At 61.8% G+C, this 21,928-nt stretch carries 19 protein-coding genes; 9 read left to right on the top strand and 10 right to left on the bottom strand.

The annotated features are described in order from the left end of the window. Positions 1 to 3 precede the first annotated feature (3 nt). Positions 4 to 732 (top strand): TetR/AcrR family transcriptional regulator, encoded by a 729-nt coding sequence (locus RHBS_RS00240; RefSeq protein ID WP_187298297.1) that lies wholly within the window; start codon positions 4 to 6, stop codon positions 730 to 732. 110 nt (positions 733 to 842) lie between these two features. After that, positions 843 to 989 (top strand): hypothetical protein, encoded by a 147-nt coding sequence (locus RHBS_RS28610; protein WP_187298298.1) that lies wholly within the window; start codon positions 843 to 845, stop codon positions 987 to 989. On the opposite strand, the gene RHBS_RS00245 is transcribed toward RHBS_RS28610, so the two are convergent. The 3 genes from RHBS_RS00245 to RHBS_RS00255 form a co-directional block, all read right to left on the bottom strand. After that, positions 962 to 1,930 carry a diiron oxygenase gene (locus RHBS_RS00245; protein WP_128644498.1) on the bottom strand — a complete coding sequence of 323 codons (969 nt, stop codon included), beginning with the start codon at positions 1,928 to 1,930 and terminating at the stop codon, positions 962 to 964. The two genes, RHBS_RS28610 and RHBS_RS00245, sit on opposite strands and share 28 nt — an antisense overlap. 163 nt (positions 1,931 to 2,093) lie before the next feature. Beyond that, positions 2,094 to 3,578, bottom strand: a complete 1,485-nt coding sequence (locus tag RHBS_RS31325) for a diguanylate cyclase (RefSeq protein ID WP_128644499.1) — start codon at positions 3,576 to 3,578, stop codon at positions 2,094 to 2,096. Between the two features lie 94 nt (positions 3,579 to 3,672). Next, positions 3,673 to 4,107 carry a hypothetical protein gene (locus tag RHBS_RS00255; protein WP_128644500.1) on the bottom strand — a complete coding sequence of 145 codons (435 nt, stop codon included), beginning with the start codon at positions 4,105 to 4,107 and terminating at the stop codon, positions 3,673 to 3,675. A 176-nt stretch (positions 4,108 to 4,283) separates the two neighbouring features. On the opposite strand from RHBS_RS00255, the gene RHBS_RS00260 reads away from it, so the two are divergent. The 3 genes from RHBS_RS00260 (at position 4,284) to RHBS_RS00270 (ending at position 8,769) form a co-directional block, all read left to right on the top strand. Continuing rightward, positions 4,284 to 4,895, top strand: coding sequence for a bifunctional 2-polyprenyl-6-hydroxyphenol methylase/3-demethylubiquinol 3-O-methyltransferase UbiG (locus RHBS_RS00260; protein WP_128644501.1), 612 nt, complete (start codon positions 4,284 to 4,286; stop codon positions 4,893 to 4,895). 354 nt (positions 4,896 to 5,249) lie between these two features. Beyond that, complete coding sequence (locus RHBS_RS00265) at positions 5,250 to 6,218, top strand: AAA family ATPase (protein ID WP_128644502.1); 969 nt, start codon at positions 5,250 to 5,252, stop codon at positions 6,216 to 6,218. Next, positions 6,211 to 8,769 (top strand): S8 family peptidase, encoded by a 2,559-nt coding sequence (locus RHBS_RS00270; RefSeq protein ID WP_128644503.1) that lies wholly within the window; start codon positions 6,211 to 6,213, stop codon positions 8,767 to 8,769. The genes RHBS_RS00265 and RHBS_RS00270 overlap by 8 nt, the downstream gene beginning before the upstream one ends. A gap of 244 nt (positions 8,770 to 9,013) precedes the next feature. Here the strand turns inward: RHBS_RS00270 and RHBS_RS00275 are convergent, their stop codons facing one another. The 4 genes from RHBS_RS00275 to RHBS_RS00285 all read right to left on the bottom strand — a co-directional run bounded on the left by RHBS_RS00275 (position 9,014) and on the right by RHBS_RS00285 (position 12,252). Further along, the gene (locus RHBS_RS00275) at positions 9,014 to 10,594 is read right to left on the bottom strand and encodes a hypothetical protein (protein ID WP_187298299.1); all 1,581 of its coding nucleotides are present in this window, start codon (positions 10,592 to 10,594) and stop codon (positions 9,014 to 9,016) included. Then, positions 10,533 to 11,003, bottom strand: coding sequence for a transposase (locus tag RHBS_RS00280; protein ID WP_187298300.1), 471 nt, complete (start codon positions 11,001 to 11,003; stop codon positions 10,533 to 10,535). Before RHBS_RS00280 ends, RHBS_RS00275 begins: the two co-directional genes overlap by 62 nt. 224 nt (positions 11,004 to 11,227) lie before the next feature. Continuing rightward, positions 11,228 to 11,515 carry a hypothetical protein gene (locus tag RHBS_RS29955; RefSeq protein ID WP_237668876.1) on the bottom strand — a complete coding sequence of 96 codons (288 nt, stop codon included), beginning with the start codon at positions 11,513 to 11,515 and terminating at the stop codon, positions 11,228 to 11,230. Continuing rightward, positions 11,512 to 12,252, bottom strand: a complete 741-nt coding sequence (locus RHBS_RS00285) for an ABC transporter substrate-binding protein (RefSeq protein WP_237668877.1) — start codon at positions 12,250 to 12,252, stop codon at positions 11,512 to 11,514. The genes RHBS_RS29955 and RHBS_RS00285 overlap by 4 nt, the downstream gene beginning before the upstream one ends. Before the next feature lie 165 nt (positions 12,253 to 12,417). Here RHBS_RS00285 and RHBS_RS00290 point away from each other — a divergent pair, with 165 nt between their 5' ends. Continuing rightward, the gene (locus RHBS_RS00290; RefSeq protein WP_236745311.1) at positions 12,418 to 13,464 is read left to right on the top strand and encodes a glycoside hydrolase family 26 protein; all 1,047 of its coding nucleotides are present in this window, start codon (positions 12,418 to 12,420) and stop codon (positions 13,462 to 13,464) included. 15 nt (positions 13,465 to 13,479) lie between these two features. Here RHBS_RS00290 and RHBS_RS00295 read toward each other — a convergent pair whose 3' ends face one another. Then, positions 13,480 to 14,424: a glycoside hydrolase family 26 protein gene (locus RHBS_RS00295; RefSeq protein WP_128644507.1), complete on the bottom strand. Its 945-nt coding sequence runs from the start codon at positions 14,422 to 14,424 to the stop codon at positions 13,480 to 13,482. A gap of 147 nt (positions 14,425 to 14,571) precedes the next feature. On the opposite strand from RHBS_RS00295, the gene RHBS_RS00300 reads away from it, so the two are divergent. The 3 genes from RHBS_RS00300 to RHBS_RS00310 all read left to right on the top strand — a co-directional run bounded on the left by RHBS_RS00300 (position 14,572) and on the right by RHBS_RS00310 (position 19,541). Further along, entirely contained in the window at positions 14,572 to 17,682 is a 3,111-nt protein-coding gene (locus tag RHBS_RS00300) for a glycosyltransferase family 2 protein (protein ID WP_128644508.1), read from the top strand. Beyond that, entirely contained in the window at positions 17,679 to 18,443 is a 765-nt protein-coding gene (locus tag RHBS_RS00305) for a polyprenol monophosphomannose synthase (protein ID WP_128644509.1), read from the top strand. The genes RHBS_RS00300 and RHBS_RS00305 overlap by 4 nt, the downstream gene beginning before the upstream one ends. A 75-nt stretch (positions 18,444 to 18,518) precedes the next feature. Next, positions 18,519 to 19,541 (top strand): hypothetical protein, encoded by a 1,023-nt coding sequence (locus tag RHBS_RS00310; protein WP_128644510.1) that lies wholly within the window; start codon positions 18,519 to 18,521, stop codon positions 19,539 to 19,541. A 19-nt stretch (positions 19,542 to 19,560) separates the two neighbouring features. On the opposite strand, the gene RHBS_RS00315 is transcribed toward RHBS_RS00310, so the two are convergent. Then, on the bottom strand, positions 19,561 to 20,064 hold the full coding sequence (locus RHBS_RS00315) for an LppA family lipoprotein (RefSeq protein WP_187298301.1): 504 nt from the start codon (positions 20,062 to 20,064) through the stop codon (positions 19,561 to 19,563). A 56-nt stretch (positions 20,065 to 20,120) separates the two neighbouring features. Further along, positions 20,121 to 21,845 carry an alpha/beta hydrolase gene (locus tag RHBS_RS00320; RefSeq protein ID WP_128644512.1) on the bottom strand — a complete coding sequence of 575 codons (1,725 nt, stop codon included), beginning with the start codon at positions 21,843 to 21,845 and terminating at the stop codon, positions 20,121 to 20,123. Positions 21,846 to 21,928: the final 83 nt, after the last annotated feature.

Genomic DNA, 21,928 nt, shown 5'->3' on the forward strand with positions numbered 1-21,928 from the left:
AGCATGAGTGACGGTGGCCCCCGCCCGAAGTCCGATGGCCGTAAGCGGCGTTGGGAACAGCACAACACCGATCGTCGACGCCATATCATCGACGCGGCCATGACGGTTCTGGCGCGCGATATCGCTCCTGGTGAGCGGCTCACCACCCCTCAGATTTCCGCCGAGGCCGGGGTGCATCGCACCGGGCTGTACCGGCATTTTCGGGATCGCACCGACTTGGACACTGCCATTCAGCGGGCCATCTGCTCGGAGTTGACGGCCACGTTGGTCACGTCGTTCGCATTGACCGGAACTCCTCGCGATGTGGTGCACCGCGTGGTGAGCACGTACGTGCGCTGGGTTGCCGAGCATCCCGCGTGGACGCGTTTCGTCGAGCAGGACGTCAGCGCCGAGTCGCCCACGCCGCTCGAGGAGACCAACGCTCTGTTGGCCGAGCAGTTGGAAGTGAGCGTCGCCGCGTTCCTGTCGCTGGTGCACGCAGACCTGACCACCGACGACTGGTCGCTGGTGCGGCCGTGGGTGGCGGGCCTCGTCTCCGGTTGCATGGGTGCGGTGCGCAGTTGGAGCGGGCAGACCGAATCACGTACCGGGCTCGATCATTTCGCGACGTTCCTGGCCGACACCATCTGGCTGCAGGTCAAGGGCCTCGGGGCATCCCGCGGGATCGCGATCCCGCAGGTGCCCCTCGAAAGCGTCGTCGACGACATTCAGCCGAACGACGGCTCGCGGTAGCCCCGAAAGCGTCGGAAACGCATCCATCAGGTCACATAGAATACTTTCGCAGTATCAAAGTATATTTCGTGCTGGACTAATCGCGTTTTCTGACGACCACCGAGGCAGGCGTGCTCGAGGTACTGACAGCCAGCAAGCGCAACCAGATCTGGGCTGCCACGGCGGTGCTGGCCGAACTCGATGCGCTCAGTCTCACCATCGGGAAACGTTCGATCCCCCAACAATCAGCTCAGCCGAACGACGGCTCACTGCGGTAGCGCGAGGGGCGTCCGTCGATGCCGAGGGCGCGCCAGACTCGTCGGGACGCGCGGTTCATCAGTCCGAGCTCGCCCGCCAGCATGCGAACGTCACCGAAGGTGTCGCGCAATGCTTTTCGTGAGGAGTCGCTGTCCCACCACACGGCGTCGACTACCTCGTCGGGGATGTCGAGGTCGCGTCGCATCTGCTTGCTCGGTTTCATGATCACGTCGCACAGCAGTCTCATGATGACCGGCATGAGTATCGAGATCGATGCCTTCTCGAAGCGTCCGAGCCGCGGGGCCTTGTGCTCGAGGTACTGATGCGCGAAGCCGATGTGACGGGCTTCCTCGGCGATGTGAATTTGCATCACGCGCTGGACCAAGGGGTGTCCGACGCTACCGGCACGCAGGACGCCCTTCTGCATGTGGTCGATCGGCTCTTCTCCCGCGAGGACGCCGACGAAGAATCCGAACGGTGCGGACCGGCTCGCGAAGAGTGCCAGCACGGGCACGATCTTGCGGAACCACGCGGGGCCACCCGGCACGTTGATGCCGATGCGGTTGACCAGTTCCTGGAACATCTGCGTGTGGTGGCACTCTTCGGTGGCCTCGTGCGTCGAGTACCGGAATTCGGGTGAGTCGTTGGGCAGCGTCAGGGCGTAGTGCATGAGTCCGCTGATGAGGATCTGCTCGAACTGCAGACCCACCTTGACCATGCTGGCCTGGCGGTACATCCCGATGTGAATCTGCCGGTCCAGGGGAAGCGACTTGTACCAGTCGGTGTGGCCGAGCGGGTCCGCGTCCGGGAGCACCCAGCGTGGATCGTTGGGAACGATCGCGTATTCGGGCTCATCCCAGGGGATGTCGAGGAAGGCGTCGAAGTGCTGATGCACCGATGCCGTCGACAATGCGTGCAGCCTGTCTCGGTAGAGCATCCGTGCGTCGTCGACTGCAGTCATGGTGGTCCTTCCGCCTGCGTCCGAACAAATGTGTACGCAACACAGCGTCACACATAAAACCGGTTGGTGCAACGCTCCGTCGCAGATACATGAGAAATGTTCTTCGAAACGACGAGGCCGGCCGACCGCACTGCGGTCGACCGGCCTCGAGGCAGGCGCTCCATCACCAGTGCGGCAGCACCATCACCACGAATCCCAACCCGACGATGATGCCGAGAATTCCGGTGCCGATAGCCAGCGCAGTGTCGCTGCGATCGGCGGGCGGGCCGGAGAGGTCGGGGCTGCGATCGGCCCACAGCGCAGAGGCGACGGCAATCAGTCCTGCCGCGATCCCGAGGCCCGCGGCCCAGAACGAGACGATCGACAGCGCACCGAACATGACGGCGTATTCGGTCACCTGTGCGCGGGTACGAATGCGCCGATTCCACCACTTCGGTGGCATGTCGTCGTCCGAATCACGTGTATCGAAGTGGGGAGAGGTGACGGTCACTGCGGACTCCTTTCGAGTGAGAATGTGACTCCATTTTGGCACTCGGCGGTTGAGAGTGCCAATCCCCTGGACGGGGCCGATGGGCGCGCGAGGCCCCGGTTCCGCAAACGCGCGCGCACTTGCGAAACGCGTCCGGATTCGCCACCGATCCGGGCATAATTTGCGTGCACCTGGCGAATGCGCGCGCGATTGCGGGAAATCCGGGCCGAACACCTCAACGACTGCGGCGCAGTGCCTTTCGTCGATACATGTCGCGTCGGCGAGGGGCAGCAAGGAATCGAGCACGTCGGCGTTCGGATCACCGAGCGCCGTTCCGTATGTGACTCCCACCGGGTGTCCCTCGATCAGTTCCCGGGCGAGAGCGTCGACCTGCTCTTCGTCGTGTCCGGCGACGAGGACGGCGAATTCGTCGCCGCCCAGTCTGGCGACCACACTTCCGGCGGGGGCCTTGTTCGTCAGTCGCTCGGCCACTTCGGTGAGTACGCGGTCGCCGGCGGCGTGGCCCTGTCTGTCGTTGACTGCTTTGAAGTGGTCCACGTCGAACACTATGACGGCGATGCTCTCCCAGCGACGGGCGGCGCCGTCAGCGAGGTTCGCCGCCGCGTAGGTGAAACCTGCGCGGTTCCACGTGGCCGTCAGCGGGTCTCGCATAGCGCCGGCGATGAGGTCGGCACCGAGGGCACCGAACATCTCGGCAGCTCCGAGGATGCACACCACGTAGAGGATTGCCCACAGAATCGGCACCGGTGCCGGAGAGAGCAGCAGCGCTGTGGTCGAGAGCGCGGCGAGCGCGATGCACAGCACCCGAGCCAGTACTACGCGGTAGGTCGCCCGCAGGTAGAGCGCGAGGAACATCGCCGGTATCAGCGCCCACACTTGGCCTTCGATGTACTGGTGAAACACCATGGTCAGGGCCGGTGCCGCCGCGGCACACGCGATGGCAATTCCCTGCCGTACGGGGTTGGGCCGCCGAGTTGCCAGCGCCAGCAACCCGATTGCAGCCACTGCCGAGGCCCACATCTCGCCGACTGCACCGGCCCCATTGGTATCGAACCTCGATGCGAAGACTGCCACGAGATACAGCACCATGAGCACGGCGAGCAGGGACGCGAGAACTCGGCGACGTCCGTCCATCACCGACGAGGCAGCATTCGGCATCGCTTGCCGCTCTCGCCGGGGAATCACAGACCGTCCATCGCTGCCGAACCGACCGCGTTACCCGTCGAGGTACATCTAGTGACACATTTCGCACTCACGACCCCCAAAGAAGCCGTTGCCCCACAGACGCCTTCGTCGGACCCAGATCGAAGGTCGAGGCGTCGGGCATCAGGTACGGGACGAGTATCCGCATCGCGTATTCGCGGTGTTCGAGCAGAACCTCGAGATATGTGCCCGACGCCTCCTCGCCGGTCACGTCGGAGACGATGGCGTACGACCGCAGATCTCCGGCGACGGCTCGCAGATCGTGGACGAGTTGCTCGTGCATCGCGGTGTTCGATGCCCCGCCTCCCTCCGACTGAGGCGGCGCGAGCACCCGCTGCCCGCCGGAGATGGCGTTGACTACGGCCACCGGGTGCAATCCCCAGTTCTCACTGATCCGTTCGGCTGCGATGTCGATACAGACGTCGAGCAGGTCGTCGAAATCCTGTTGGCACTCGATGCTCGTCACTTCTCGCCACTTCGTCATGCTCGAACGTCCCCCATCGTCGATCGACTACCCCCACCCCTTCGACGCTCGGCGACGACGGATGGTTCCCGAAAGTCGTACATTCGTACCGATTTGCCGAAACCGCAATAATACTTGCCACATCATCGATGGGCTGCCACTCTCGGTTCGAGGACATCGAACCGAGAGGGCTCTGCATGACGCACACATTCGACAAGGACTATTGGCAGCACCATTGGGATGACAGAACATCCAATACCGTCGCCGCGAATCCGTATCTCGTGGAGGAAACAGCCGGATTGACGCCCGGCACCGTGTTGGACGCAGGATGTGGTGCCGGAGCAGAAGCGATCTGGCTTGCCGAGCGGGGCTGGCGAGTCACCGGTGCCGACATCTCCACAGCCGCCCTGACCGCGGCCGCGAAGCAGGCCGAGTCGGCACGTGTCGACGTCACCTGGATCGAAGCCGACCTGACGTCATGGAACCCGACGGAGCGATGGGATCTGGTTATGACCCACTACGCGCATCCGTCGATTCCGCAGTTGGACTTCTATCGACGCATCGCGCAGTGGGTTGCGCCGGGCGGTTCGCTGCTCATCGTCGGGCATCTGCACGATGGCGCACAACATCATTCAATCAATCAAGAGCCGCCAAGCGAGGCCACCGTCACCGCGAAAGACATCACTGCCCTGTTCGACGCCACCGCCTGGCGCATCGACACCGCGGCCGAGCGTTCCAGGACCGTCGGCGGCACAGGTGTGCATCCGAAGACGTTGCGCGATGCGGTGGTTCGGGTCGCCCAGAGGTAGGGGCGTAATGCGCGAAGCGTTCAGCGGCGGTTCAGCGCGCTATCCGGAGAAATTCAGTGCGTCGGCAGGAATACGAACGTCGCGCCGGACGTCCGCTAGATTATGAGTGACGACACCGAAACCATCCTGATGCGTCATTTCGGAAGCCTTGGACGTCTACTACCTCGGTCGATACCAACCCGGTCGGTGCCATCCGTCACACTGATGTCAGATAGAGTCCGCCTGAACCAGCCGCCAGGTGGACAACACCGAAAATCAGGCGGACGACGCCATCTGCCGCCGTCGTCCGAATAGTTGCTCTGCGACGTCGGCACCATACGATGGAACCTGTGTCTACTACCCAGAGGAGGGGCGATGGCAGGGCTCGGTGAGCACATCACGGCTATGGTCCGGAGCCATGCCTCGGGCGACGACTCCTCTTTCTACGCCGTAGCGCTGCAGGTCGCCGCTCGTGAGGCGCGCCAGGGGCACCACGTGCTGGCAGACGAACTCAAGAGAGCCGTCGAGTCTTCTCGCAAGACCACGCCGCGAAGCAACGTCACGAAGTTAGCCCAGCCGCGCGGTGACCTGGCAGAGCTAGTGACGGTAAGTCATCCCGAGGTCTCCCTGCGCGACTTGGTCGTTTCGCCTGAGATGCAAGTTCGTCTCAAGCAAGTCCTCGCTGAACAGCGCCAGCGAAAATCTCTACTCGACCACGGGTTCGCGCCCGCCCATCGATTGCTGCTCGAAGGGCCGCCCGGTACCGGAAAAACTATGACGGCTGCGGTGGTAGCGCGTGAACTTTCGCTCCCACTGTTCGCAGTTCGCCTCGATAGCTTGATGAGCAAATTCATGGGCGAAACTGCCTCGAAGCTCCGAGTTGTCTTCGACGGAGTTCGCGACCGCCGAGGCGTTTACCTCTTCGATGAATTCGACGCGCTCGGCGCGGACCGCGCAGGGAACGACGTCGGCGAAGCCCGCCGGATTCTGAACTCATTCCTGGTGTTTCTGGAAAACTCAAGCTCTGACAGTATCGTCATTGCCGCGACCAACCACCGGGCGAGCCTCGACAAGGCTCTGTTCCGCCGTTTCGATGCCGTGCTCACCTACGACCTTCCCGACTCCAAGCAAGCTAATGCTGTGATAAGAGCCCGCCTCGGTCGGCTTTCCAAAGGAGTCTCGTGGCAGGCGATCGCGAAGCACACCGACGAGCTAAGTCATGCCGACCTTGTCAAAGCGGCCGAGGCAGCAGCGAAGGCAGTGCTCATGCGAGGAGATGCAAACGTTACTGCCGATGACCTAGTCACCGCCCTCGATACGCGGCGGGCAGCGAGCATTGGCTGACGATCTGCGCCACCTAACCCACCTGCTCGTTATTGATCGCGTCGAAGACGAGGATTTCCACCGGAGGAACGGTGGAAACGCGAAGATCCGCCCACTCGCGCAGCGTGCCAACGGTATTGCCCTACGAGGCCAGTTGGCCGACATACTGTCCGACGCAGACGGGCAGCGTGCCGCCCTCAGCGTTTCTGCCGATGAGCTGAGGTCACTGGGGACATTCGTTACCCTTGAGGGCGCTGACTCAGCGTATCCGCTGAAGATTGATTCTCTCCAACAGCGGACTCGCCACACCGTCAAACAGAAACTTCCCAAGTGGTTGCTGATGTCTGTTCAACCGTCCACAGACGACAGCCCAGAGCGGGCCGTGGTGTGGGTAGCCGACGACTACCGTCAGGAGTTCCTAAAACTATTCGAGGATTACTTGACCGGGACGACCACGCAGGGCAATCCAGTGAACTGGGAAACCCCAACCGGAAACCCCCCGAACCGCGAACTTGTCGCGAACATTGGACGCATTCGTAGGGCGGTTCTTGATGACTTATGGCAATCGGCGGAGGCACCGCAGAAGCACGGCCTGCAATGGTTTGAACTGTGGCTTGAACCTACCGACAACGCCATTTCTTCATTGCGATCCTTCGCGGACCTGTATCAGATGAAAATCTTAGATCGAGTCCTTGTTTTCAACGATCGAATAGTAACCTGGGCCGAGGCCAGGTGGACTGATCTAGAGATACTTCCATTCACCAGTATCCCGTTGGCGGAAATACGCAAACCAGAATTCATTGATTCAATCGAAGATCTCGCGTCCGACGAGCAAGACGAGTACGTGCAGGAACTCGCCGGCCGGATAGTCGCCGCTGATAATCACGCACCTGCTGTCTGCCACCTCGATAGCGGAGTTGCGCGCACCCATGTCTTACTCGCCGAGTCGCTCGCCGAGGACGACCTTCACGATGTCATCGGAAATTCAGGCTTCGATCTCTCGGGCCATGGCACTTCCATGGCGGGCTTGGCACTTTTCGGAAAGCTCGATGACCTGCTCACGGGCAACGGCGAGATCAGACTTCAGCATCGCCTCGAATCGGTGCGGGTACTTCCAAACAACGGGGAGGCCGATCATGATCCCAGGGATTACGGCACAGTCACGATTCAGGCGGTGGCGCTATCGGAATCGACCGTGCAGAGGGCACGCGTCTTCTGCGTCCCACTGTCAACCAATGCCGATCACCCCGGAGAGCCTACGCTTTGGTCCGCATGCATCGACGCCCTGGCCGCTGGCGTCGATGTCGTGAGAGACAACGACCATCTGAAGCTGCTCGCGACACCTGAACCTGACGCTGCAAGGCTAATCGTGGTGTCGGCTGGAAACGTCGGCACTTATCAGCATGACCACCTTGCTGAATCAGATACAGCCGTAGTCGATGATCCTGCTCAAGCGTGGAACGCCCTGACCGTTGGTGCCCACACCGAGCTGACTGCGATCCCGACCGACCCGCAGTATCAAGGCTGGCGGCCAGTCGCAGACGATGGCCAGCTGTCGCCGCACAGCCGCACCTCCTTGCTGTTTGGGCCCAAATGGCCGATCAAGCCCGACATCTGTATGGAGGGAGGCAACGTCCTCACTGACGGCGAATCAATGTTCGAGCCGCGGCTGCCTCTCCTCACGTTGCGTACGACCGGAATCGGCAATGATTCGGCGCTGACATCAGCCAACGCCACCAGCGCTGCAACCGCCCAGGCTTCCCGGCTCGCAGCTCTCGCGATGAGCCTTTACCCAGACTATTGGCCCGAAACCATTCGCGCCTTGCTCGTCCATTCAGCTGAGTGGACTCCTGCCATGCGTGCTGAAATCGATGCCAAGAAGGGTAAGAAGAAGGACCAGCTGATTCTTCTTCGCAGGTACGGCTGGGGTGTGCCCACGGAAGAAGCTGTACTCCGGTCTTCGCAACAAGCCGTCACCCTCGTTGCACAAGATCAGTTCGTACCGTTCGAAGGTACAAACTATAAGATGCGACGGTTCCGTCTGCATTCACTTCCTTGGCCGGCCGACGCGTTGAGCGAGATCGGCGCTGGTGACGTGGCCCTGAAAGTGACCTTATCCTATTTCATCGAGCCATCGGCGTCGAAGCGCGGCTGGCGCCAGCGATATTCATATGCGTCGCACGCCCTCCGGTTCGAGCTACAAAATCCAATCGAGAATCAGCAGCAGTTTATCGCCAGGATTAATCGGGAGGCTGCGAACGACGAGGACAGCGCGGGAACGGCCTCTAGCGGCACTGATCGATGGCTCGTCGGTCCCGACCAACGCAACTTCGGCTCACTGCACCAAGACTTATGGGAGGGTTCTGGGCAGGAACTTTCGGCATGCAATTCAATCGCGGTATATCCAGTCGGTGGCTGGTGGAAGAGGAACACGCGAAAAGATCGGCTAAACTTGCCGATACGCTATTCCCTGATCGTGTCCCTTAAGACACGCGAGGAAAATATAGATCTGTACACACCTATTGCCACGCAGCTGAATATTCCTATCACGACCGAGCTATTCGGATATTGATTCGATTCGCAGACCTCAGAATTTGTGCAATCAGGCACGAGACCGCAACCCGGCGTATACCTATCGATCCGAATTGGCGGCGAGGGTACAGTTCCCCTAAACCGAGAAAATAAGAGCAGCGGCATCCTGCACTCGTGAAGTTTGTATACCCGATGACGCTAGAGCGCGCCTACCTGACTTGCGACTTCGAGATCAGAGGGGTGATCCACGAGAGCCCTTCACGCAGCCTCCCGGAAAGTTCATTTCAACGTGAGGCGTGCAGTGACCCAGAAAATCCGCTACCCGACAATTCCGAGATAACCACTATGCGATGTTTCTCGTAGAGCTTGTCGACGCGCCGGACATAGAGCCATCCGGCTACACACCATGCCGCCGAAAGAAGAAAGCCGAGCATCGTCGCTCCCACAATAATAAAAGCCGCCACCTGAAGAGCCGATTCATCCGAGTATGAAACCCGGTCGATAGCGACCACGGACAGCCATACGCCCACATTGATCATCAGAACACCGACACCAGTCCGTATACCGAACCCCCGGCACGGAATACGAATACCTGCTCGAATTAAAAAGCGACGGCGGCGAATCCACTCGAGCACAGCAGCTGACCTACCAACCAATACGAGCGCTATGACCGTAGACCCGAGCATCCAGAACACAAACTCGATCCCCGGGACATCAAAATCACCGAGAGCCATCTGCATCGATAGGATCGCCACAGCGAGGATCATCAAGGCACCCACGATGGCGTCAATCCGACAGCTCAGCCGTAAATGCTTGAAACTGGCTGTGCGACCCACGCGCCAGGCCATCCAGATGGCCAAACCCGCGAACAAGACCGCCGAGATTCGGATCGGAACGCCCCCCGACGCAGATATCGAACGCGAAATTTCTCCCAGGCTCCGCACCAACCAACCAAACGCCCCTGTCACGTAAAGCGTCAGCACACCGGAAACCATGGCCACAGAGAATATGAAGCCCACCATACCGGCTCGGTCCAACCGACGGCGTTGACCGCGCACCGCGATACTGACTGCGCGGATGACAGATGCGACCATCCACAAAACGGCGAGAATGCTTGTCCAGGTAATTACAACGCCTACGATGTCGGACATGCTGGCAGCGCTCCTGCTCGCACTCTGCACAACCCAATGGATGACACCGATCATGACCCCTGCGACCACGCAATACTGTCCAGGTCCGTCGAATAGGCGCTTCACCATTGGCATGTGCCGTACCGAAATCCACAGCATTCCGCGAATTCCAACCTCCATGTCAGATACGATGCGTACCGCCCACCAAACGCGCGGGAGATTTCGTAGCCGCCGGATTCGCCACGCGGCCGCCCGTTGCCTCCGCAACGCGCCGACCAGAAAGGCCCTGCGAATCTTCAGCAATTCGTCCGCCGACGCCTTGCGCTCTAAGAGCGCATTGAGACCTGCAAGATCACCAACGTCGATCTCATCGTCCACATCAATGAGATTCGTCGTGCCGAGAATAGATTCTGCCCTGAACATCTCGTCGATAGTCAACAAGTCGTGCTGTAGTCCGCGCCTGTACAGCTCGGCAACCGCACTGCGTTGGAACGCAACATCCCAACGTTTGGACTTGAAGATTGGGATGCCAAATACAAACAGCAAAGACGCGTACAACACGATCGGCGCCGACACCAAGCACCAGAAGACCGTCTGAAGCAGACCCATGGCGGTAAGAATACGACTTACCCCTGACAGATGTCGCGTGCTGCGGCCGCACCAGCCGAGACAGTCAAGGATCCTGATCTCCAGATCGGCCCGTCGTTGCTGACACTGCGCCAATCTGATTGTCACGCTGCGTCCTTGGTGTTTGCAGAAGCCGTAGGTCGACACCTCGAGCAGTCCTGCCATCCGGTGAACAGCGGAATTCGCGTACTCCGCGGCCATCAACGCGTAAAGCTCTACTTTTGTTGATTGGCTGCGAAGTACGCGGACGCTTTTTCAGGAACACGATGTCTTTCTCCTGCTCAGAGACCTGACGGCGCAACCAAACAAGCTCGGTACGTTCCGCGGCCGTGAGTTGATCACCCGAGGCCGCCGCAGCCTCGATCCGGCGGCGTTCGTCGGCGACCCAGCGGCCGAGCAGTGTTTCGTTGATGCCCAACTCCCGGGCGACCTCGGCGATGGTGCGGCCGGAATCGATCACCCTACGGGCGGCCTCGACCTTGTACACGGTCGCGAACGACCTGCGCTTGCGGGACATGCGGACATCCATCCAACGGAACCCTCGGTCCCGCAATCTCGGTGTCCACCCTCCGGGGAACCTCACTGGATTGTATGTCCGTTTCGGTTGCCACTGCAGCCGACAAACAGTCACGGCGAGGCAGTCGATCAGAGCTTCCGTTGGATCAGGGCCGCACTCACCGGCGTGAACATGTGAGCCCCCCCATAGGCAGGATCGCCGGAGTCTGCCCACTCGGACTCGCCTCAACTCACCGCGATACCCTCTGCAAGTCCGTCGACCAGAGTCGGCAGGAAGTACGGAATCGACAGTGCCGTCGGGCCCACTGCAGCTCCGGCTTCCTGCCCGACGAATCCGGCGACCGCACCGGTGGCGACCGCCGGAATCTGCCGTGAGACAGGCGAATCGAGGAACTGCTGCAGGGCATCCTCGGTGTCGACCTGAGTGAACACCACATCGGCGTCGATCTTCGAGATGTTCTCCGCCGAGACGGTCGTCGAGTAGGTGGCGTCGTCGGTCGCGAGGTCGGTCACCGAGGCAGGTGAGACGAAGCGAGATTCTCGAGCAGCTCCACTCGCGGGTCCGACGGCAACAGAAGGTAGTACACGTCGGCAGCCTCGGACACGTATGCGATTGTGCGGCCGTCGAATTCGGGATGCTGAGCGCCTGCGTCCTTCACCTGGCGATCCAGATCGGCAACGAGATCGCGTGCGCGCTCGGGGACCCCGAGAACATCACCGGTCGTGGTAATGACGTCGCGCCACGGCGTCGACCACAGTTCCTCGGGCGGGGCGATGACGGGAACTCCGGCTGCGGTCACCGCGTCGTATTCGGCTCGGGTCAGGCCGGAGTGCGGGGCCAACACGACGTCGGGGTCGGTGGCGAGAAGTTTCTCGACGGACAGTGCGTCCGTGACGTTGTCGAGCAGAACCGGGGCAGGACCGCCGAGCGACTCGATCGCGCCGGACACCCACGGATAGGTCAGATCGTCACCGCCGCCGTATTCGGCCGACGGCATCGCTACCGGGACGACTCCTAGGGCGAGCACCGCGTCGGTGGTGCCGAATCCCCATGTCGCGACCCGTTCGGGCACCGCGTCCAGCGTGGTGTCTCCGTATATGTGCTGCACGGTCAGCGGAAACGAGCCGGTGGACGGCGACTCGATCGGGCTGTCGGTCGAATCGGACGAGCTGCAGCCGATCAGTGCGATGGATGCGGCTGCCACGGCGGTGAACACTGCGGCGAAGCGGAACGTGAGGCGATGAGTCATGAAATTCCTGTAGCTCGAGAGGGCATTGCAGATAAGGCTAGCCTTAGCTACTTCACCTGAGAAATCCGGTCGGGTCGACGGGGGAAAACATTCCACTCGACCGATCTCGCCCCGAAACCGGTACCACCGTCCGTAGTCAGGAAATTATCAACCAAACGTGTTGCCATGAAGGACATTTGGCACTCCCGTTCCCACCTGCAGCAACGCCCGGAGTACTACCGTCGCAGCATGAGAAACACCAGGTCGTTGGCGCGAACGATCGGCGTCGCAGCTGCCGCTCTCGTCATCCCGCTCGTCCTCGGTTCGACTGTCGTGGCATCGTCGTCTCCGATGACACCGCGAACTCAACAGATCTCCTCGGCACCACTGCGTCTGGGCATCATCAATCCCAACGGCCCGTCCGCCACCTGGGAGTTGGATCAGATCGAATCTGTCCTCGGCGAGCGTGCGTCGCTCGCAGTGATCTACAAGGACTTCGCGCAGCCCGCTCCGATCGCCGAGCTCGACGCCGCCGATGCACGCGGGTCGAAAACCCTACTGACGTGGGAGCCCTGGGCTGCGGGCGCGGGCGTCGTACAGCCAGATTTTCAGTCCTCGGACATCACCGCGGGTCGGTACGACGCCTACATCACCGAATGGGCTCGGGCACTGGCGAGTTGGGGCAAGCCGGTGATGCTTCGTTACGCGCACGAGATGAACGGCAATTGGTATCCGTGGGCAGATCGGGTCAACGGCAACACCGACGGTGACTACGTGCGTGCGTATCGACACGTTCACGATCTGTTCACCGCAGCCGGTGCGTCCAACGTCGAGTGGGTGTGGAATCCCAACGTGCCCAACGCAGTTCCCATGTCGGTGGTCTATCCGGGCAGCCAGTACGTCGATGTGGTGGGGCTCGACGGCTACAACTGGGGTACCAGTCAGTCGTGGAGCGCATGGCAGACCCCGGATCAGTTGTTCGGCGATGGACTAACGCAGGTGCGGGCACTCGCCCTGGGCAAGCCCATCGTCCTCGGCGAGGTCGCGTCCGCCGAGGCCGGTGGGTCAAAGCCTGCCTGGATCACCCGGTTGATCGAGTACTTGGCCGCGCAGCCGGACGTCACCGGATTCCTGTGGTTCGACATGAACAAGGAAGTGGATTGGCGTATCGACAGCAGTCCCGCCTCGGCCGCCGCCATGGCATCGGCTCTCGCCGCGCGTCCCAGAAGCTGAGCGCCCGGACGCTGACTACCAAGCAGATAGTGCACCCGATGCTGCGTCGAGTGCGGCCGGCGAGCTGTCCAGACGCCAGTTCGCTTCACCCTCTTTGTCGAAATCGAACCACAGCAGTCCGCTGACGGAGGTCGTGTCCAGGTACTCGAACAGGTCGGTGATCCAGGCGGGCTTGTCGCCCAACTGGTCTCCGGTTCCAGTCTCGTAGATCCAGACCGGCTTGCCCGGCGCAACTGTGTTCGCTGTCTGAAGAGCCCCGCCGAAGACCTCGTCCGGCGTCTGCCACGACGTTGCCTCGCCGCCTCCGTTGTATCCGTCGATGCCGATCAGATCGACGTACATGTCGCCGGGGTACGACGCCTCGGCGATGGGCAATCCCTCCGCGCGGCCACTACTGGCATCGAAGGACCACACCCATTGCACCTTGTTGGCACCGGTGCGCATGAATATGTCGTGAACGCGTCGGTAGGCGTCGAGGTAGTCATCAGCGGTACTTCGCGAACCGTCGACCGACCACGGGTACCACGATCCGTTCATTTCGTGCGCAAAACGAATCTGCATGGGCTGATCGAACTGTGCTGCCGCATCGGCCCATTGGGTGATGTAGGCATCGAACTCCCCCGCTGCGATACGGGACGGCGAATAGCCGTCCTGATACTCGCCTGCGTTCGGATCCCACGGCTCCCAGGTGACGGCGGGAATCGCGCCTCGGTTGTGGATCTCGTACAGGGTGTCCACCGGTAGCGAGCGCTGCCACGCCCACGCCTCGAAGAAGTTGACCACCTCGGGCTCTCTCCCCAGCTCCGCACCGGTGGCGAAAGCCGAGCTCACTCCGGCATTTTCGCCGTCCGAGGACAAACCGAACGTGCGCTCCGGGCGATCGGGCGCTGAGGAGCAACCTCCGACCGCGACCGACAGCACAGTGATGAGCGTGAGCAACGAGGTCCGGAAACGGGTCATAAGGAGTCCAAGATTAGATCAAACGACGGACAGTTTGAAAACGGCGCCCTAAGCAATCTCGAGGTATGTTTTGGTGGTCGGGGGACACCAGGTCAATGACGACCTCATTCCATCTTCACTGCCGCGCTCGTGAGCCGATTGGTCGTCATGACGTCTATCTTCCAGAGCCATACTGTGCGCTTCTCCCCACCGGATTCCGACGAACTCCCCTCTCCACCAACGGATATCGAACGCGACTCGTACCTGCAGAGCGAGCACCGTTGGATTCCGCTGGCGTCGAGTTTCGGTGGCTTTCTCACCACGGTCAGCCTGCTGTACCTGGTGCAGGGGCAGGCATGGGCAATTCCGTTGCTCGTTCCACTCGCCATCACGACGGCGGCAATGGTCCTCTCACTGCTGACCTCCGTGCAGCCGCGCCGCGACACCTTGGCCGGTCACCGAGAGCGAGTACGTGCGTATCGGCCCGTGCACTACCCGAGCGTCGATGTGTTTCTGCCGAGCGCGGGAGAAGACATCACTGTGTTGCACAACACTTTCTGGCACGTGAGTCAGCTCGAATGGAGTGGCGAGCTGACCGTCTACGTGCTCGACGATTCCGATCGGGACAGCGTTCGAGAACTGGCCGACGCCTTCGGCTACGAGTATCGCGTCCGGCCCAATCGCGGATATCTGAAGAAGGCAGGCAACCTGCGATTCGGGTTCGACGAGTCCCGCGGAGACTTCATCACGATTCTCGACGCAGATTTCGTACCGCGGCCGGACTATCTGCATCAACTCATGCCGTACACCACCGAAGAAGACGTGGCCATCGTGCAAAGTCCGCAGTACTTCGACACCACGCTGCGGATGAAGTGGATGGAGTACTCGGCGGGGGCGACGCAGGTGTTGTTCTACCGCTGGATTCAGGCGGCGCGAGATCGAAGTGATGCGTCGATCTGCGTCGGTACCTGCGCGGTCTATCGGCGCAGCGCACTCGAGGTCGGCGGCGGCTTCTCGGCCATCGAACACAGCGAGGACGTCTACACCGGTGTCGATCTCATGCGCGTCGGATACCGAACTCGGTACGTACCGGTGGTCGTATCGAAGGGGCTGTGCCCGGAGACGCTCGATCAGTTCTCCAATCAGCAGTACCGCTGGGCGAACGGGTCGATGAGTCTGCTCAAGTCCCGCGACTTCCATGCGGTGAAATTCTCACTGCGCCAACGCCTGTGCTTCTGGTCGGGCTTCATGTACTACATCGACACGGCGATCAACATCTATGCCATTGCGCTGCCGCCGATTCTGATGGCCTTCCTCGCCCCCGAGGACGTGTCCATCAACAACTACCTGTTCGTGTTCCTGGCCATGGTGGTGCGCATCGCCATCGTCCCTGTCGTCACCATGGGCCGCGAGAGCGCCATCGGGCTCGACCGCGTGCAGACGTTCTACTCCTACATCCACTCCGTGGCAGTGTTCGACGTCATCCGGGGCCGCACGGACGCGTGGCAGGCGACGGGAATCAAGACCCGCTCCACCACCGCTCTGCGCGTCAAACGTCTGATGACCACGTGGCTGGTGCTCGTCCAGCTGGCGATGTGGGTCGGCATCTTCTGGCGGGCTCCCGAGTACGGCTGGTCGAACTACGCACCGATGATCGGATTCGCCGTCTTCAACCTCGTCGTGGTCTATCCACTGATGTTCTGGCGTACCGAATTCCCCACACTCCTCGATCCGATGACCCTGCGGCGAAGGCTGTTTCGCTCGGAGATCTCGACCTTCGTGCACCAGATGCCATCCGATCGCTCCACGCGGCGCACACCCTCGACGCCCCGGAGCTGGCTGACGGCGTCGTGGCCGTGGCTGGTTCTGATGTGCGCGGTGTCCTCGGCCCTGTCGCTTCGGCCCGGTTCCAACACCACCGCCTTCCAGGACGAGGGCCTCTACGTGTTCGTCGGGCACCGGATGATCGAGCACATCACCGACGGCGTCAATGTCACCGAGTATCCGGGTGCCTACTTCTCCGGTGCCCCGGGCCTGTTCCCGATCCTCGCTGCGGCAGCCGATTCCGTCGGCGGCCTCGAGGCGGCACGCATGGTCAGCATGGTGTTCGTCTGGGTTGCGATCGTCGCGACGTACGGCGTGGGCAGCCAGCTCTTCGGCCGGCTCGCGGGCCTGCTCGGTGCCGCGGTCTTCCTGCTGTGCGGCTCGGTGATCTTCCTGTCCCACATGGCGACCTTCGATGCGATGGCCATGAGCCTGGTCGCCGTCGCGCTGTGGCTCACAGTGCGCAGTGCGCAACAGGATTCGCTGCTCTGGGCTCCGATCATCGGAGCGGCACTGGCCTTGGCATTTCTCACCAAGTACGCCACGGCGGTCTATCTTCCCGGTATCGCCGTGATCGGAATGCTGCTGACGTGGAACAAGATTCGATGGGGAGCCGTCCGGCAGGCCTTGTTGATCGTGTTGTCGGCCGTCGCGGTGTCCTTCTTCGTTCTGGTGTTCTGGGCTCAGGATCTGGTACCCGGGATCATCTCGACCACCACCGACCGCACACCGATCTCTCCGGCCTCGGCATCGCTGCTGCTCACCAACGCCGCGATGTGGATCGGGGTGATCCTGATCCTGGCGGTGTTCGGCGCTGCCCTCCAGTGGCGTCGCTGGCCGTTGGTCCTGACGTTGTTGGCTTTCAGCGTCATCGGGCCTGCGCAGCAGATTCGCATCGGCGAGGAAACGTCGCTGTCCAAGCACGTCGCATTCGGCATGGTGTTCGCGGCCCCACTCGCGGGGTACCTGCTCGCCTGGTTCATCGCTCGCTCCAGGTGGTTCGGGGTTCCGCTCGCGGCCGCTGCGCTGTCGATGCAACTGGTTCTGGGCTGGACACAATCGCAGGAGTTCCTCACCTCGTGGGTCGACGACACCGCGGTGGTGGAGGCCCTGCGCGAGGAGATCGCCGTCTCGCCGAACAAAGCCATCCTCGGTGAGGAACCGTCGGCGCAGCGCTATGCCCTGCGCGGCGAGGTGGAACCGATCCTGTGGACGGATACGTTCAGCCTGAACTACGGAAACAAGAACGGCATGAACGCCTACCGCGAAGCGATCGACCAATCACATTTCGGGACGATCTATCTGAGTCTGAACACCGACAACGGACGAGCGATCAATCAATATCTGACCACCTCCGATACGCCGTATCGCCTGTCGAACAAGGTGCCCTTCACTCGGCATGGCGAGTTCGCGGGTTACTACCTGATCTGGACTCCGAAGGTGTTGGCGCGATGACCGCGACCTACGCGGACGTCCTGGTGTGCGTCCCGACCTACAACGAATCCGCCAATCTGGTTCCGCTGGTGCGTCGGGCATTGGATTCCGTTGCCGGTGCCACGATTCTCGTCATCGACGATTCGAGTCCCGACGGCACCGGGGACATCGCGGATGTATTGGCGGCGGAGCATCCCGCCGTGCGAGTGCTGCATCGGCCCGCCAAATCGGGTCTGGCCACCGCGTACCTCGATGCGTTCCGATACGGCCTCGAGAACGGATTCACTCGACTGGTGGAGATGGACGCCGACGGCAGTCACCCTCCCGAACGATTGCCGGCGATGATCGCGGCCTCCTACGCTCCGGAGGTCGGCCTCGTCATCGGATCTCGCTACGTGCCCGGCGGGCGGACCGAAGGGTGGCCGCTGAGCCGCAAGATCCTCTCCAAAGCCGGGAACACCTACGTGCGCCTACTCACGCCGTTGACGGTGCGAGACGCCACCGCGGGCTATCGAGTATTCACCGCCGACGTACTTCGAGTGATGGATCTCGATTCCGTCACTTCGCGCGGGTACAGCTTTCAGATCGAAATGGCATTGCTGGTGGCCGATACCGGAAAGAAGATCAGCGAAGTTCCCATCACTTTCCGCGAACGAGAGTCCGGCACGAGCAAGATGAGCCGCGCCGTAGTGATCGAGGCACTGTGGAAAACGACGATCTGGGGATGGCGACAGAGATCGGTGCAGCCCACGGCGCACACAGCTGAATCCGAAAGCCGATAACCCTACGAACTCGTACCGGGCGGTTAGAACGGCGAAAGAGGGACGATATGTAACACATTCGGGCATGATGTAGCGATGACTACCAGCGTCTTGGCTGCTTCGGAGTCGGGTGTGTCCGCAATTGCGTTGTGGACCTTGATCATCGTGGCGATCGCTGCGATCGGTGCCGCATGGGCAGCGCTGAGCGTGCGTCGGGTCGGCGCGAACGAGGACGTCATCTCTCGGGAGCTGGCGGCACTGCACACGGCCGTCGACCGTCAGGTGCGTCAGTCGAGCGACAACGACTCGTGGAATCGCGACGAGGTGACCGCGCGATACCAGGAATTACTCTTCGCGCTGTCGAATGTCGATCGAGTTGTGGCCGAGGAGATTTCGGCTGCAGTGGTGTCTACCCCGGTCGGCGATCTCGATGCCGCGAAGCGGTCACTGAACAAGGCCTACGACCAGCTCGATCTGGCGCTCACCGCGGCATTGGTGGTTGCTCGCAGACGCGTCCATCCGTTGGCGTTGGAGTTGTCGACGGGCATCGATCGCCGGGTGTTGACTCCGCTGGCACCCGAATCCGGAATCCCTGCTCCCGCACACGAACGTCTGCAGAGCGAGCACGCGTACATCATCAGAATGCACTCGTTGTTGCTCCAGGCGATGCGCGCCGATCTGGGACTGCTCGATCCCGGCGTCGAGGCAACGCTGATCTTCACTACCAAAGAAGTGGAATCGGGTGTGCTGGCAGATCGGTCGACAGCAGCCGGACGCAGTGGCGTGCAGCTGATCAACCTCCTCGAGGACTTCGGTGTGACGCCGTTGCTCGGTGCGGAAGACGACTATGTGATGTCCGACGACCTGCTGGTCCAGTGCGAGGTGCTCTACAGCGCGGTGAGCACCACTTTCCAGGCGGTGATGCGCCACATAGGCGACGAAATCCATCTCGCAATTCGTCCCGATCTCACCGATGAACGACTCGACGAAATCTACGAGATCGCCGTCCGGCTGGTCGAAGCAGGACTGCGCGGAAACATTCACCGCAGAGACGGACTCGACGGCAGCAGCCTGTTCCTCGTCGAGCCCACGCATCGAGCCGGAATGGGTCGGGTGTAGCCCAAACGTTCCTACCGGATCAGCGCAGGTAGCAACCCGTCGTGATCATCAAGGCCGTACGCCCACCCGAGCCGAGGAGAATGTGACCACCATCGGGGTCACGAAGACTCATCTGCCGACGGTCCGCACTGCCGCCACCGAGGTCGACGCCGTCGAAACCGTTGGCTACGGCAATGGAATCGACGGCCTCGCGCACTGCCGGCCACCGATCCGCAGGAATCGGATCGTCGGAACTGAACGGCACGAGCGTCACATTCAGGCCCGGCGTATTGGAATACGGTTCAGCACAGGGTGATTCGCTGCGCGAGCGCGTGGTCGCCCATTCCAACCCCGGAACCAGTCTCGAGATAGCTTCCTTGATGTCTTCTTGCATCCGCTCGAATCTCGGCTCCACCGTGCTTTGCCGACCCGCCCGCTGCTTCAACTCCTCGAACGCCGCGGCGGTCTCCTCCGCTCTGATCTCCGAGTCGGCCTGTCCACGCGGCCGATGTTCGCCCTCGTACGGCTCCGGCGTGTTGCTCATGCACCCTCCCAGGAATACGACAGCGAGTAAGGCTGCGATCGTGGTCGACGTTCGCGTCATCGGGGCACCGCCACATCGGGAATGCCCGCGATCACGGCGGCTTGATTGAACTGGCTCGTGGTGTCCAGCTTGTAGTAGTCGCTGTGGCTGCCCATCCGTTCCACGATGGGACCGGTGAACCGATCGGTGGACATCAGCGCGACGTCGGTGCCGTCGGGCATCACCACGTCGGCGGCCCGAGTCGACAGATCGTGCACCCCGGCGATCTCGCGTGGATCACCGTCGAATCGTGCCAGGGCGGCGACACCGTCACCACCCGATGCGAGGGTGTACGCATCGCCGCTGATGTGGAGAGCACCCAGGTTGTCGGTGCCGATCCCGGGTGATCCCATGAACACCGCGTCGTCCACACCGGTACCGTCCTGCAGCGCGAATCCTGTTGTGAGAGAACCGTAGGAATGTCCGACGGCGGTCAGGTGCGGATCATCCGACCGTGATGCGTCGATGCCGTCGAGGAACGATGCGAGCCGTTCGCCTCCGGTCTGGGCCATGCCATCGGACAACACGCCGACGTCCTGTGGAGCCTCGTATCCCATGTAGGCCACCGACGCGACCGTGTGCCCGGCGGTGTCGGGGCTGTAATGGTCGAGCTGCCACTGCGAGAGTTGTCGGATACTCGCCGCGTCGTTCACAAGGCCGCCGAGCCCGCCGTCGACGGTGCTGGTGAAACCTGGGGTGTGCACCGAGACGTGGTCGGCCGAATCGACGTCACCGGCCGCAACCACCGCGGTGGCCAACGTCCGATCGGGCGAGGCGTCGAACGCCAGCAGTTGCCGGTCCGGAACCGGAACGCGCTGTCCGTCCGGACCCAGCAGGAAGCTACCGTCGGTTCCCGTCTGGAACATCACGTGTTCGACGGCATCGAGCGACGCACGTTTGTCCTGCGCCCACTGCAGTCTCTTCTCGTCCATCGCACTTCCGGTCTGGTCGTATCGGGCCTGTGCCTCGTTGATCTGACCGTCGATGGAGCTGCGATCCGTATCGAGCTGGGCCAGGTTTGCGGCCGATCGCTCGGCGGCGGGGATGCCGTCGAGATCTCCGATCCAGTGGGGACGTTCGTCGCGGACGTAGTCGCGTTGTTCGTCGGTGAGCGAGTTCCACCATTGGTTGTTCTCCGACGGATTCCCTTCTGCCGGAGGTGTCGGGGTTTTCGTCGCTCCCTGGTGTGCGCCCAGGCCGACTGCCTCCCGGACGTCGGTACTGCCGTTGTCGGAGATCAGGTTCTGCGCTGCGGCGTTCATGATCCTGGCCGCGTTCTCTTCGATTTCTGTTCCCCGAAGGACGATTTCGCCGACACGGTCGAGGAGTTCGGCTTTCAGTCGCTGACGGTCCGCGGCTTCGGCGTCGGTCTGATTCGGTGGTCGTTCGAAAGCCCACCTGTCCCAGAGCGTGTTGTCGTCGAGAACGGCGAAGTCGTTCGCGAGGGCGAGTGACGAGACCTCGGCGAGCGCACGTTTGAGTGCGGTGACCGCGTCCTCGGTGTCGTCTGTGAGCCGCTTGATCGCTCCGACTTGTGCCGCGGAGTCGGTCAGCTGATCGACGACGGCTTCGAATGCACGGCGGGCCACCTCACTGGTCTCCCCTACCCAGCCGTCGACGAGCTTGATGCCGTCGAGCTGATCGCCCAGATCGATCAACGTGTTGGTTCTGCTGGTGAGCGAGCTGCTGAGCCGCTCGAGCCCCGCCGCGTCCCAGTCGTTGATTCCCCCGATGTCAACCACGCGGTCAAAGTACCAGCCACCGGCCTCGCGACCGAGTGTTACGTTCACCGTGGTGACAGGCACCAACAGCCTCGGGGGAGGAA

Origin of the sequence: Rhodococcus sp. BS-15, assembly GCF_000813105.1 — a bacterium.
In the GTDB taxonomy this organism is placed as follows: domain Bacteria; phylum Actinomycetota; class Actinomycetes; order Mycobacteriales; family Mycobacteriaceae; genus Rhodococcoides.